Consider the following 13,245-nt stretch of genomic DNA (forward strand, 5'->3'; position numbering starts at 1 on the left):
AAAACCGCCTACCTGACTGTCATGTCATTGTGGGAATACGCAAATCCGGTCAAATTCATCCGCACCACCGATAAGGTGTTGCCGTGGGTATGGGCGTTGACAGGCATCTGTCTTGTGACAGGCTTGGTCTGGGGCTTTTTCTTCACGCCGGATGACTTCCGGCAGGGATCAACTGTCAAGATCATCTATATCCACGTGCCGTCGGCGCTGATGGCGATCAATGCGTGGCTGATGATGCTGGTCGCGTCCCTGATTTGGATCGTGCGCAGACACCATGTCTCTGCACTGGCCGCGCGCGCGGCTGCCCCGGTGGGGGCTGTGATGACCATGATCGCGCTGGCAACCGGCGCGTTCTGGGGACAGCCGATGTGGGGCACTTGGTGGGCATGGGATCCGCGCCTGACCTCGTTCCTGATCCTGTTCTTGTTCTACCTGGGCTACATGGCCCTGTGGGAAGCGATCGAGAACGACGACACTGCTGCTGATCTGACGTCGATCCTCTGTCTGGTGGGATCTGTGTTTGCGGTGCTCAGCCGCTATGCCGTGAACTTCTGGAATCAGGGCCTGCATCAGGGTGCGACGCTCAGCCTTGATAAAGAAGAGAATATCTCTGACGTGTTCTGGTTCCCGCTCCTGGTCTGTATCGCTGGCTTTGTGCTGTTGTTCATTGCGTTGGTGTTCCTGCGCACCCAGACCGAGATTCGCGCCCGCCGAACAAGGGCGCTCTTGGCGCGCGAGGGGCAGGCATGATGCCCGATCTTGGTAAATACGCCTTTGCGGTTCTCAGCTCGTATGGTGTGACCATCGTTCTGCTGTCGGTGATCGTGCTGGTCAGTTTTTGGCGTGCCCGCAAGGTACGGGCCGCATTGGATGAGATCGAAAACCGGCGGGGCAACTGATGGCGAAAATCTCTCCGCTGATGATTTTGCCGCCCGTGATTTTCGGAGCCTTTGCCGTTATGGCCTATGTCGGCATGTTCCGCGAAGACCCTCAAGGTTTGCCATCGACGCGCATCGGCCAGCCGGCACCGCCCATCACTGAGGTGTCTTTGACCGGCTACACAGCTTTTTCGCCCGAGATGCTGACCACGGGCGAAGTCACTTTGGTGAATTTCTGGGCCAGTTGGTGCCCGCCATGCCGCGTTGAACATCCCAAGCTGCTGGAAATGCAGGCCGAGGGGATGCAGATCATTGGCGTGAACATCCGCGATCAAGAAGGCAATGCCAGCAAGTATCTCGAAGAGGACGGCAACCCGTTTGTCGCCGTGCCGTTTGATCCAGCCGGGCGCACGTCTATTGATTGGGGCGTGACCGCGCCGCCTGAGACCTTCATCGTGGATGGGGATGGTACGGTGCTGTTCCGGTTCGCAGGCCCGTTGGTCGGCTCGGACTATGAACAGCGGTTCGCGCCAGCGCTTGAACGGGCGCTGGCGAACTACCTCTTACGGAAGTAGCGACGGACCCGCATCGGGGATTCCCGCGAACACGCTTGCACCTGCGATTAAAAGCAGGGCTGCGGTCTGAATGATCGTCAAAATCTTCATCGTAGAACTCATCAGTATGTGTGCCTGTGTCGACGATAGATGGGGCATTCGATTGGAATTTGTAGGGTCCAAGCTGTCACATGCGACAACTTGGACCAATTTCTGAATATCTTTTTCATTTTTGTGCGGATTTCTGCCGATGATGTTTGAAAAATAGTCAATGCGCATCTGGAGCGGGTATTGCCCCTGTTCTCAGGCGGTTCTGGGCACGGCAAAGACTGTGAAACGCCCCTTGTAAAATTTGCGCTTGGACGGAATAGGGGCCGCGAATTATCGTAAGCGATATTGATTGCATTTTCGAGTTTTTGGAGAATTTTTATGTACCGTTTGCCCAGACCCAATATGGCCGTCAACGATCCTCGCGTGAGTGATGGCACGCGGTCCCGCAGATTCCAGATGTGGAACACGTGGGACATTGCGACAACGGAAACGCCGGAACATATCGTAGAGTGGATTGCAGAAGTCGCCCGCAGCGCAAGTGGGGGGCGGCTCAAGAACCTTGTTTTAAGCTGTCACGGGACCGCCGGTCGTTTGGAGCTCGGGCAAGGATTTTCCGCTGAAAACGCGTATCTGTTCAACCAGTTGAACGGTAAGCGCTGTGTGGCGCCCACCTTCTCTTGATCCTTGTGATTTGAGACTCACGCCCTGTTGGATAACAGGAGGTGAGTTTCGCCATGGAGACTACGAACGAGTTTCTCACGCGTTTGGGCGTTGAGGTCTCACGGACCGGGAGCCGACGGTGGCCAGATCGTGTGAAAGCGCGGATCGTGGCAGAAACGCTGGTGCCTGGAGCAACGGTGAATGACGTTGCGCGCAAGTATAACCTTCGCCCGAACCACCTGTCGGGATGGCGGCGGCTGGCCAAGGATGGTGAACTTGTTTTGCCCGCGCCAGAGGCTGACACGGACTTCGCCCCGTTGGTGATGTTCGATGTCGAAAGTTCGCCATCGGCGGAAGATACGGGTTCGGCGAGTAGGGCAATCGAGATCGTAGCTGGATCGGTTTCTGTCCGGCTGGACGGTGCCACGCCTGCAGCCCGGATTGGGGACATCGTGCGTGCGCTTGGGGGTGGCGCATGATCTTCCCTTCGAACCGTGTGCGCATTTTGGTGGCAACGCAGCCGGTTGACTTCAGAAAAGGACACGACGGGCTGACAGCCATGGTGCAGACCGTGCTCCGCAAAGATCCGTTCACCGGGACAGTGTTCCTGTTTCGGGCCAAGCGCTTGGACCGGCTGAAGCTTCTCTATTGGGACGGCAGCGGTCTGGTCATGGCCTACAAACGGCTCGAGGACACGACCTTCACCTGGCCCACGATCAAGGACGGAATGATGGCGCTGAACCACGCACAGTTCGAGGCGCTTTTTTCCGGGCTGGACTGGCGCAAGGTCAAGGCGCTGGAGACCCGCCCACCAGCTGCGGCGGAGTGACTCGGGGCGACGAATGCAGGGATCATGGCTTTGATCCCAGTGTATAATACTGATCATGAGCGCCGCTGCCAAAGACCTCGATCTGTCCGTCCTGCCACCGGAATACCGCGTAGCTTTTGAGGCCTTGAAGGCAAAAGCTGCGCGGGCCGCGGAGCTGGAGGACATCGTCAAACGTCTTGAGCATCTGGTGGCCGAGCTGAACCAGGTGGTCCACGGCAAGAAGTCCGAGAAGCTCAGCGAAGATGATCGCCAGCTGACCTTCGAGGATCTTGAAGCTGCCGTCGCCGAGGCCCGTGAACAAAAGAAGGTGCAGACGCCCGGAGACGACAAGCCCAAGCGAAAGCGAGTGGCCAGGCGCAACCGCGGCAACCTGCCCGCCGGTTTGCCACGCATCGAGCAGGTAGTCGAACCCGACAGCCTGATGTGCCCCTGTGGTTGCGGGCAGATGCACAGGATCGGCGAGGACCGCAACGAGCGGCTCGACATCGTCCCGGCACAGTGCCGTGTGATCGTGACGGTCCGCCCAAAATATGCCTGCCGCACCTGCACCGATGGGGTCACACAAGCACCGACGCCCGCATGGCTGATCGAGGGCGGGCTCCCAACCGAAGGCGCCATCGCGCATGTTCTGGTCAGCAAATATGCGGACCATGCCCCGCTCTACCGACAATCACAGATCCTCGCCCGCTCTGGCATCGACATTCACCGCTCGACGCTGGCTGATTGGGTCGGTGTGGCAGCTTTCCACCTTGGACCCATCGTGGACCGGCTGGCCGAGCACCTGAAGACATCCACGAAGCTGTTCATGGACGAAACCACGGCGCCGGTCCTCGATCCGGGCCGCGGGCGGACAAAAACAGGCTACCTCTGGGCTCTGGCGCGCGATGATCGGTCATGGGGCGGCGATGATCCCCCCGGGGTCGTCTTTTTCTATGCTCCCGATCGCCGCGGGGAGAATGCCGAGAAATTCCTGACCGGCTTCAACGGCACGCTGCAACTCGATGGCTACCAGGGCTACAACCGGCTGACGCGCCCTGACCGCAAGGGCGGTGATCCGATCGTTGTCGCCCATTGCTGGGCGCATGCGCGTCGCAAGCTCAAGGAAATCTTCGATCGCGATGGTTCCGAGATCGCCGCCGAGGGCCTGCGCCAGATCGCAGGAATCTATGCCGTCGAGAAAGACATCCGCGACACGTCCCCGGGCCAGCGCCTGTCAGCGCGCCAGGCACGATCCGCGCCACTGGTCGAAGCCTTCGGCATCTGGCTACAAGCGCAGCGCCTGCGCATCTCGGCCAAATCGCGCCTCGGAGAGAAGCTTGCCTACATCCACCGACACTGGGATGGTTTGCAGACCTTCCTGACGGACGGACGCGTCGAGATCGACTCCAACAAGGTCGAAAATCTGGTCAGGCCGATTGCTTTGAACAGGAAAAACGCATTGTTCGCCGGTCATGACGAGGGGGGCAAGGCATGGGGCCGCATCGCATCCCTGATCGAGACCGCCAAGATCAACGCCATCGAGCCTTTCGCCTATCTCAAGGCTACGCTCGAAGCCATTGCGGCCGGACATCCGCAACACCGCATCGACGAGTTGCTTCCTTGGAACTTCCAGCCGTCAAGCTGAAACCCAAGTGCCCTTCAGACACCGCTTACGTTGAACGGTCTGGTTCAAAAAGTCTGGCTGCCAGGCTGTTTGGTGGCCAAAGGGCACAAAGGACAGGTTTTCTGTGCGGCAATGGCAATCGGGATCGGCGGTTACGTGGTGGCTCCGACAGAAAAACAATGTGATCGTGCCAGTGATGTCCCCTACGACATGATGACCAGCTTCGAGGGCGAGATCCTGTGCTTTGGGCCTGATGGAGACATCAGTTGGCGGGGGCAAAACCCATCCCTGCAGGTCGAAGGGGGGGGCGTGCATCCCGGTTCCGGACTGAGGTTCCGAAACGCGGCTTGCCAGAAAAAAACGGCGCGCCATTGGCGCGCCGTTTTGGTGTTCATTTTGCGTGCCCGCAAGGGCTAGGCGTTATTCCGCAGCCACTGCATCGCGGCTGGCGAGGTCGCGAAGCACGTAGTGCAGGACGCCGCCGTTTTCGATGTATTCGATCTCGATCCCGGTATCGATCCGACACTTGAGCGTGATCGATTTTTCAGTCCCGTCCGCATAGGTGATGGTGCAAGGCACTTCGGCCAGCGGCGTGATCGTGTCGAGGCCGTGGATGGCGACGGTTTCTTCACCTGTCAGCTTCAGCGACTTGCGGCTGTCACCACCGGTGAATTCGAACGGGATCACACCCATGCCCACAAGGTTGGAGCGGTGGATACGTTCAAAGCTTTCCGCGATGACGGCTTTCACACCCAGAAGCGCTGTGCCTTTGGCCGCCCAGTCACGGGATGAGCCCGCGCCGTACTGTTCGCCGCCAAAGATGACCAGCGGTGTGCCAGCCTCTTGATACGCCATCGCCGCGTCAAAGATCGCCATCTGTTCGCCGTTCGGCCCCTTGGTGTAGCCGCCTTCAACGCCGTCCAGCATCTCGTTCTTGATGCGGATATTGGCAAAGGTGCCGCGCATCATGATCTCGTGGTTGCCACGACGCGACCCGTAAGAGTTGAATTCGCGCTGGGGCACTTGACGTTCGATCAGGTATTTGCCTGCCGGGGTGGTGTCCTTGAACGATCCGGCGGGGCTGATGTGGTCGGTGGTGATCATGTCACCCAAGAGCGCCAGAACCTTGGCGCCTTCGATGTTCTCGATTTTCTTGGTGTCCATCGTGATGCCCTGGAAATAGGGCGGGTTCTGCACATAGGTCGAACTGGGCGGCCAATCATAGGTCTTGGCGTCGGTGGTTTCGACACCTTGCCATTTTTCGTCGCCTTTGAACACGTCGGCATATTTCGACTGGAACGCCTCGCGGGTCACGGTCTGCTCGACCAGTTCAGCCACTTCCTTGGAGGTCGGCCAGATGTCCTTGAGGTAGACATCATTACCATCCTGATCCTGACCAAGCGGTTCGCGGGAGATATCGACGTTCATGTCACCGACCAGCGCATAGGCCACCACGAGGGGCGGAGAGGCAAGGTAGTTGGCGCGCACATCCGGGGAAATCCGGCCTTCGAAGTTGCGGTTGCCCGACAGGACCGATGTGGCAATCAGATCGTTGTCGTTGATGCACTTGCTGATCTCTTCGGCCAGGGGGCCGGAGTTGCCGATACAAGTGGTGCAGCCATAGCCGACAAGGTTGAAGCCGATGGCGTCGAGGTCTTCCTGAAGGTTGGCCGCTTCAAGATAGGCGGATACGACCTGCGAACCGGGGGCCAGCGATGTCTTGACCCAAGGCTTGCGGGTCAGGCCCTTTTCGCGCGCCTTGCGGGCTACAAGGCCAGCACCGATCATTACATAAGGGTTTGACGTGTTGGTGCAGGATGTGATCGACGCGATCACAACTGACCCGTCATGCAGCTGGTAGTTGCCGTCCTTGCTGGCGACATAGCCCCGCTTGTGGTGGCCTTCGTCACCCGGAATGTCGGTTGGTTCCGGCGCGCCGCCTTCACCTTCCCAGCGAATTTCCTCTTTCGGGCTGGCGTCTTTGCCCGAGCGCACACCCTTGACGTATTCGCCGAATGCGGTGCCGGCCGAGGTCAGCGCGATGTAATCCTGCGGACGCTTGGGGCCCGAGATCGCGGGCACAATTGTGCCCATGTCGAGGTGCAGCGTGTCAGTGTATATCGGTGCGTAATCCGCGTCGCGCCAGAAGCCGTTTTCCTTGGCATAGGCTTCGACCAGCGCGATCCGGTCCATGTCGCGGCCGGTTGTCTTGAGATAGCGCAGGGTCTCGTCGTCGATCGGGAAGAAACCGCAGGTCGCGCCGTATTCAGGCGCCATATTGGCGATGGTCGCGCGATCTGCCAACGGCAGAGTGTCGAGGCCGGAGCCGTAGAATTCCACGAATTTGCTGACCACGCCCTTTTCGCGCAGCATTTCCACGACTTTTAGCACGAGATCGGTGCCTGTTGTGCCTTCCATCATCGCGCCGGTCAGCTCGAAGCCCACAACTTCGGGGATGAGCATGGAGATCGGCTGACCCAGCATCGCGGCCTCGGCCTCGATCCCGCCAACACCCCAGCCCAGAACGGCAGCCCCGTTGACCATGGTGGTGTGGCTGTCGGTGCCGACAAGCGTGTCGGGGTAGGCGACTTGTTCGCCATTCTGGTCCGCATCGGTCCAGACGGTTTGCGCAAGGTATTCAAGGTTCACCTGGTGGCAGATGCCGGTGCCCGGCGGTACAACACGGAAGTTGTTGAACGCGTTCTGGCCCCACTTGAGGAAGGTGTAGCGCTCCATGTTGCGCTCGTATTCGCGGTCGACGTTCATCTGGAACGCGCGCGGGTTGCCGAATTCATCAATCATGACCGAGTGGTCGATAACCAGATCAACAGGGTTCAGCGGGTTGATCTTTTCCGGATCACCGCCCAGTGCCACGATGCCGTCGCGCATTGCAGCAAGGTCGACAACGGCGGGAACGCCGGTGAAGTCCTGCATCAGAACGCGCGCCGGACGATACGCGATCTCGCGCGGGTTCTGGCCGCCGTTCTCGCCCCATGTGCCGAACGCCTTGATATCGTCCACGCTGACGGTCTTGCCGTCCTCGAAGCGCAGCATGTTCTCAAGCACCACCTTGAGACAGGCGGGGAGGTTGGAAAACGTCCCGAGCCCGGCAGCTTCCGCCGCGGGGATCGAGTAATAGGCGATGGACTGACCATTGACCGTAAGTGTCTTACGCGTCTTGGCTGTATCCTGACCAACGATGATGGACATGACGTGGCTCCTCAGAAGGGGGAATTCGGGTCTTTGTGCTGCTATTTGCATGATGCCACAGAGTCGATCAAGGGGGGTGCGTCAATTTTGGTATACTATTGTGCACAATAACGCGATGCCGGACAGATCGCGGGCTCTCGCAAAACCTTGATTGGTTATTTCAGTCCTCTGTGGCTAAGTGTCATCAGACATCAACAAGCATGGGACACCACTGGAATGAACAGGCTTTTCGCTTTGGTGACGGCAATGATCGTCGGCGTGACCGCAACGGCCTCAACGGCTCAGGACACACCGGTCGTGGTCGAGCTGTTTACATCGCAAGGCTGTTCCTCGTGTCCCGCTGCCGATGAAATGCTGGCCCGGTTGGGTGAGCGTGACAACATCATCGCGTTGGCCCTGCACGTGGATTACTGGGACTATATCGGCTGGAAAGACAAGTTCGCCCATGCCGCCTTTACCAAGCGCCAGAAAGGCTATGCCCGAAGCTTTGGCAATCGGTCGATCTATACCCCGCAGATGGTGATCAATGGTGCGGCGGATGTGGTCGGCAATCGCCCGATGGATGTCACCGATATGGTGCAGGACCATGCTGCCAAAGGCTTGCGGGTTGCGTTGACTCTCAGGCGTTCGGGAGATCGGCTGACAATAACCGCGCCGGCGTCCTCCGGTCTTGCCGAGGCCGACGTGATCCTTGTGCGCTACACACCGTCGGAAACGGTGAGTATTCCGCGCGGCGAAAACGCCGGCAAGAAGCTCGACTATACCCATGTTGTCACCGAATGGTCCGACATCGGTGACTGGAATGGGCGGACACCCTTGTCGTCGTCGGTTCCCGTGTCGGGCGCTGCCCCGATCGTCGTGCTGGTGCAACAGAAAGGCTACGGCCCCATCTTCGCAGCCGCGCGCTTGCGCTGACGTTTGGGCTTCCACCGGCGGTGAATCCAGAACCATTGCTCTGGATGCGCGTGAATGCGTGCCTCAAGGCGTGACGTGACCTCGCGCATCATCTCGACCGGATCGCCATGCGCAACGGGTTCTTCGAACACGACATCGAAACTGATCCCGTCTTCCTTACGGATGCCAAAGAAAGGCACCAGCAGTGCCCCCGTCTTAAGCGCGATGTCTGCAGCCGAGGTCAGGGTCGGGGCAGGTTGCCCCATAAAGTCGATGGGCACGCCGGCACTGTCATAAACATCGAAAAGCAGCACACCCATGCCACCCTCGCGGATGTGCCGGATCAATCCCATTGTGCCGCGCCGCCCCTGTTCGAACACAGGGTCCGACAGGGCGTGCATATTGGCCGCGTAATGCGCGTTGAAGAACGGGTTGGACATCGGGCGATAGAGCCCACCGATCTGATACCCGCGCGCGACCAGAGCGGCGCGGGGGGCTTCGAAATTGCCGAAATGCCCGGTGACGAACAGAACCGGACGGCCTTCGGCACGGGCCTGTTCCACGGCGGTCAAACCATCGCCCCTGATCGCGGCCTTGGCCATACGCCGCATCAGACCTTTGACGTCGTAATTGTCGATCATCGTGCGGCCGGCATTATCGGCCACCAGATCGGCGAGGCGGCGGCGGTCGAGCACGCCCATCTCGGGCCAGACATGGGCAAGGTTGTCCATCGCGCGATCGCGGTAACCGGCCAATGGGGCCACGACATGGCGGATCAGCCGACCCATCAGCCACAGTCGGGCGCGCAAGGGCAGGCGCAAAGCGCACCAGATCGCGCCGCGCAGCACGCGGTCGGTCATCCAGTCCTGCCAGCCACCGGGGATGTGTTTGCGCTTCTTCGTCTTTGCCAAAAGGAAAACCTGTTATGGTGCCGGCGGGAAGCGCCTTCGAAGGCGCTTGATACGCGATTTCGAAATCGCGTGTCAAAGCCCGTTGCAACGGGCTTGCACCGCTTTTGACATCCGGTGCAACGGGCGGGCTTGTTTTTCCACCTCGAAACACTTCTGTAAGGATCGCATTGCATCACCACCGCTGACTGCAAAGGCCAAGAGGACGCGCATATGATCATCACTGAAAACACCGTCGCCATCGTATCCGGAGGCGCATCTGGCCTCGGGGCCGCTGCCGCCACCACGTTGGCCGAGGCCGGGGCAAAGCTTGTGATCCTCGATATGAATGACAGCGCCGGAACTGCTCGTGCCGGTGCCCTCGGTGGGATTTTCATCAAGACCGATGTCAGCGACCCCGCCAGCGTTGCGGCGGCTATGCAGACCGTGAAATCCACCTATGGCACTGCTCATGTCGCCGTAAACTGTGCTGGTATCGCCCCTGCCGCCAAGACCGTGTCAAAGGGGGCTGCACATGACCCGAAACCTTTTATCGCCACGATCAACGTCAACCTGATCGGCACCTTCAACGTCGCGTCGCAGGCGGCTGCGCTGATGGCGGCGAACGACCCGCTGGACCAAGACGGCGCACGGGGCGTGATCGTCAACACCGCGTCTGTCGCAGCGTTCGAGGGGCAGGTGGGGCAGGTGGCCTATGCCGCCTCCAAGGGCGGCGTGGTGGGCATGACTCTGCCGATGGCCCGCGATCTGGCGCAGCTGGGCATCCGCGTCTGCGCGATTGCGCCGGGCCTGTTCAAGACGCCGATGCTCGAAGGCCTGCCGCAAGAGGTGCAGGACTCGCTTGGTGCTCAGGTTCCGTTCCCGTCGCGTTTGGGTGGGCCTTCGGAATATGCCCAGCTTGTCCGCCACATCGTCGAGAATCAGATGCTCAACGGCGAAGTGATCCGATTGGATGGTGCCATTCGCATGGCCCCGCGCTAGGTCGGTCGGGAAACCAACGAGGAGCATTGCATGTCCTTTGACGCGCTCATCGTCAGCCACGGCCAACCCTCGGACCCCGCCGTAGGTGAGGCAGAAATCGCAGCTCTTGCCGCTGCCGTGGCAACTCATCTGCCCGAGGCGCGGATCGAAGGCGTGACGCTGGCTGCCGAAGGCCGGATCGAGGCGCTGTCGGCGGACCGTCCCGGTGCGCTCATTTACCCGATGTTCATGGCCGATGGCTGGTTCACGCAGGTGCAACTGCCCAAACGGCTGGCCGAGGGCGCGGGGCCGCAACTGGTCAGCTTCGGTCTGGACTGCACCTTGCCGATGCTTGCCGCCAGCTGGCTGCGGCGGGTCTGTACGGATCACGGGTTTGAACCGTACGCTACGGACCTGATCATCGCCGGTCACGGATCGGGCAAATCCCGCCGCGTGTCCGATGCCACCCGCGCCTTTGCCGACCGCGTGGCCAATGATTTCGGTCCCCGCTCGGTCCGCTGTGGCTTTGTTGAGGAAGATCCCTCGCTGACCGACGCGCTGTCGGGTCTGGGGACAAACGCCATCTGCCTGCCGTTCTTTGCTGCCAAGCGCGGGCATGTCTTGGATGATTTGCCCGAGGCAGTTGCTGAATCAGGGTTCTCGGGGATCGTGCTGGACCCTATCGGCCTTCACCCCGACGTGCCCAAGTTGATTGCTGACGCGCTGCGCTGGCGAGCAACGACGCCGGATGTGAGTAAATGTCTTTTCTGAGAGCGGCGTTTTTTACCAAACGGTAAAATATGGTAGGCCCGGCAGGACTTGAACCCGCAACCAAAGCGTTATGAGCGCTCTGCTCTAACCAATTGAGCTACAGGCCCGCCATGTGTGTTTCAGTACCAGACAACCGGGGCGCGTCAAGAGGTGCAGCACACGGATGATGGACTCGTGTTCGTCGCTGCGCTAAGGCACGCGCGACCTTCGGAGGGTGCAGCATGACAGACGGCAAGAACGGCATCACCTACGCGGATGCGGGTGTGGATATCGACGCAGGGAACGCGCTGGTGGAGCGGATCAAACCGGCGGCCAAGCGCACGGCGCGGCCGGGTGTGATGTCGGGGCTGGGTGGTTTTGGCGCTTTGTTTGACCTCAAAGGTGCCGGGTTCACCGATCCGGTTCTGGTGGCCGCGACCGATGGCGTTGGCACCAAGCTGCGGATTGCCATTGATACAGGCCATGTGGACGGCGTGGGCATCGACCTTGTGGCGATGTGTGTGAACGATCTGGTCTGTCAGGGCGCGGAGCCTCTGTTTTTCCTTGATTATTTCGCGACAGGCAAGCTCGACACCGACACGGCGGCGCGGGTGATCGAAGGCATTGCCGAAGGCTGCGCGCGGTCCGGCTGTGCGTTGATCGGTGGCGAGACGGCCGAAATGCCGGGCATGTACCCCGCGGGTGATTTCGACCTGGCGGGCTTTGCCGTGGGCGCGATGGAGCGGAGCACGGACCTGCCGTCGGGTGTGGCCGAAGGTGATGTGCTGCTGGGGCTGGCGTCGGATGGCGTGCATTCCAACGGCTACAGCCTTGTGCGTAAGTTGGTGGAGGTTTCCGGCCTTGGCTGGGATGCGGACTGCCCTTGGACCGACGGGTCGCTGGGCGAGGTGCTGCTGACACCGACGCGGCTCTACGTGACGCAGGCCTTGGCGGCGGTGAAGGCGGGCGGTGTGCATGCGCTGGCCCACATCACTGGGGGTGGCCTGACCGAGAACCTGCCGCGCGTTTTGCCAGAAGGCATGGGCGCCCAGATCGACCTGTCGGCATGGGATTTGCCGCCCGTGTTCAAATGGCTGGCGGCCACCGGCGGGATGGCTGAGGCAGAGTTGCTCAAGACCTTCAACTGCGGCATCGGAATGATCGTCGTGGTGGCAGCAGACCAAGCCGATGCGGTAACGGCAGTGTTGGAAGAGGCGGGTGAAACCGTGTCACGGATCGGCTCTGTCACCGGGACGCCGGGTGTCGCGTACACTGGCGCCCTGCTTTGACCAAACGGGTTGCGATCCTGATCTCGGGCGGCGGCTCCAACATGGTGTCGCTGGCCCAAGACATGATGGGTGATCACCCGGCGCGGCCCGTTCTGGTGCTCTCTAACCGCGCGGATGCGGGTGGGTTGGAGAAAGCAAAGGCAAGGAGCATTCCCACAGCGGTTGTGGATCATCGCCCACTCGGGTCTGACCGTTCGGCCTTTGAGGACGCATTGAACCATGTGCTGGATCAGGCGCGGCCTGACATCATCTGCCTTGCAGGGTTCATGCGGGTGCTGACCGAGAGCTTCGTGACACGTTGGCAGGGCAGAATGCTTAACATTCACCCGTCGCTTTTGCCGAAATACAAAGGTCTGCACACCCATCAGAGGGCCATCGACGCGGGCGATACCGAGGCGGGCTGTTCCGTACACGAGGTTACGGCAGAGCTTGACGGCGGGCAGGTGCTTGGACAGGTCCGCGTGCCCATCGACCCGGACGACACCGCAGACAGCCTCGCTGCCAAGGTTCTGGTGCAGGAGCACATGCTTTACCCGCTGATCCTGCGCCGCTTTGCAGAGGGCAACCGGGCACGTATCGACTTGCCCTGACGACACGGGGCACCCCCGCTAGGCAAAGCATGGTTTTTGGTCTATACGCGGGTTTTGGGGGCCGACAGA

14 protein-coding genes and 1 tRNA gene are annotated in these 13,245 nt (G+C 60.4%); 12 read left to right on the forward strand and 3 right to left on the reverse strand.

Annotated features, from left to right (window positions below; genetic code table 11):
* The first annotated feature begins 21 nt into the window (after window positions 1-21).
* The 7 genes from ACK3EW_RS08405 to tnpC all read left to right on the forward strand — a co-directional run bounded on the left by ACK3EW_RS08405 (window position 22) and on the right by tnpC (window position 4,596).
* Window positions 22-750 carry a heme ABC transporter permease gene (locus ACK3EW_RS08405; protein ID WP_085629966.1) on the forward strand — a complete coding sequence of 243 codons (729 nt, stop codon included), beginning with the start codon at window positions 22-24 and terminating at the stop codon, window positions 748-750.
* Window positions 747-899 carry a heme exporter protein CcmD gene (gene ccmD, locus ACK3EW_RS08410; RefSeq protein ID WP_439120978.1) on the forward strand — a complete coding sequence of 51 codons (153 nt, stop codon included), beginning with the start codon at window positions 747-749 and terminating at the stop codon, window positions 897-899. The genes ACK3EW_RS08405 and ccmD overlap by 4 nt, the downstream gene beginning before the upstream one ends.
* On the forward strand, window positions 899-1,453 hold the full coding sequence (locus tag ACK3EW_RS08415; RefSeq protein WP_493809214.1) for a DsbE family thiol:disulfide interchange protein: 555 nt from the start codon (window positions 899-901) through the stop codon (window positions 1,451-1,453). The genes ccmD and ACK3EW_RS08415 overlap by 1 nt, the downstream gene beginning before the upstream one ends.
* Window positions 1,454-1,861: 408 nt before the next feature.
* Entirely contained in the window at window positions 1,862-2,164 is a 303-nt protein-coding gene (locus ACK3EW_RS08420) for a hypothetical protein (RefSeq protein ID WP_493809215.1), read from the forward strand.
* Window positions 2,165-2,217: 53 nt separating this feature from the next.
* Complete coding sequence (gene tnpA, locus ACK3EW_RS08425) at window positions 2,218-2,622, forward strand: IS66-like element accessory protein TnpA (RefSeq protein WP_301070753.1); 405 nt, start codon at window positions 2,218-2,220, stop codon at window positions 2,620-2,622.
* On the forward strand, window positions 2,619-2,972 hold the full coding sequence (gene tnpB / locus ACK3EW_RS08430) for an IS66 family insertion sequence element accessory protein TnpB (RefSeq protein ID WP_301070749.1): 354 nt from the start codon (window positions 2,619-2,621) through the stop codon (window positions 2,970-2,972). The genes tnpA and tnpB overlap by 4 nt, the downstream gene beginning before the upstream one ends.
* 55 nt (window positions 2,973-3,027) lie before the next feature.
* The gene (gene tnpC, locus ACK3EW_RS08435; RefSeq protein WP_301070747.1) at window positions 3,028-4,596 is read left to right on the forward strand and encodes an IS66 family transposase; all 1,569 of its coding nucleotides are present in this window, start codon (window positions 3,028-3,030) and stop codon (window positions 4,594-4,596) included.
* A gap of 399 nt (window positions 4,597-4,995) precedes the next feature.
* Here the strand turns inward: tnpC and acnA are convergent, their stop codons facing one another.
* On the reverse strand, window positions 4,996-7,785 hold the full coding sequence (gene acnA, locus ACK3EW_RS08440) for an aconitate hydratase AcnA (RefSeq protein ID WP_493809216.1): 2,790 nt from the start codon (window positions 7,783-7,785) through the stop codon (window positions 4,996-4,998).
* Window positions 7,786-8,001: 216 nt separating this feature from the next.
* Here acnA and ACK3EW_RS08445 point away from each other — a divergent pair, with 216 nt between their 5' ends.
* Window positions 8,002-8,700, forward strand: coding sequence for a DUF1223 domain-containing protein (locus tag ACK3EW_RS08445; RefSeq protein WP_493809217.1), 699 nt, complete (start codon window positions 8,002-8,004; stop codon window positions 8,698-8,700).
* On the opposite strand, the gene ACK3EW_RS08450 is transcribed toward ACK3EW_RS08445, so the two are convergent.
* Window positions 8,664-9,590: a lysophospholipid acyltransferase family protein gene (locus ACK3EW_RS08450; protein WP_493809218.1), complete on the reverse strand. Its 927-nt coding sequence runs from the start codon at window positions 9,588-9,590 to the stop codon at window positions 8,664-8,666. The genes ACK3EW_RS08445 and ACK3EW_RS08450 overlap by 37 nt on opposite strands.
* A gap of 210 nt (window positions 9,591-9,800) precedes the next feature.
* On the opposite strand from ACK3EW_RS08450, the gene ACK3EW_RS08455 reads away from it, so the two are divergent.
* Window positions 9,801-10,568 (forward strand): SDR family NAD(P)-dependent oxidoreductase, encoded by a 768-nt coding sequence (locus ACK3EW_RS08455; RefSeq protein ID WP_493809219.1) that lies wholly within the window; start codon window positions 9,801-9,803, stop codon window positions 10,566-10,568.
* Window positions 10,569-10,598: 30 nt separating this feature from the next.
* Window positions 10,599-11,318, forward strand: coding sequence for a sirohydrochlorin chelatase (locus tag ACK3EW_RS08460; RefSeq protein WP_493809220.1), 720 nt, complete (start codon window positions 10,599-10,601; stop codon window positions 11,316-11,318).
* 30 nt (window positions 11,319-11,348) lie between these two features.
* Here the strand turns inward: ACK3EW_RS08460 and ACK3EW_RS08465 are convergent.
* Window positions 11,349-11,425 (reverse strand) — tRNA-Ile (locus ACK3EW_RS08465).
* 114 nt (window positions 11,426-11,539) lie between these two features.
* On the opposite strand from ACK3EW_RS08465, the gene purM reads away from it, so the two are divergent.
* Together purM and purN are read left to right on the forward strand one after the other, a co-directional pair.
* Complete coding sequence (gene purM, locus ACK3EW_RS08470; RefSeq protein WP_493809221.1) at window positions 11,540-12,586, forward strand: phosphoribosylformylglycinamidine cyclo-ligase; 1,047 nt, start codon at window positions 11,540-11,542, stop codon at window positions 12,584-12,586.
* The gene (gene purN / locus ACK3EW_RS08475) at window positions 12,583-13,176 is read left to right on the forward strand and encodes a phosphoribosylglycinamide formyltransferase (RefSeq protein WP_493809222.1); all 594 of its coding nucleotides are present in this window, start codon (window positions 12,583-12,585) and stop codon (window positions 13,174-13,176) included. Before purM ends, purN begins: the two co-directional genes overlap by 4 nt.
* Window positions 13,177-13,245 lie beyond the last annotated feature (69 nt).

Source organism: Marivita sp. NO-S04, from assembly GCF_059070475.1.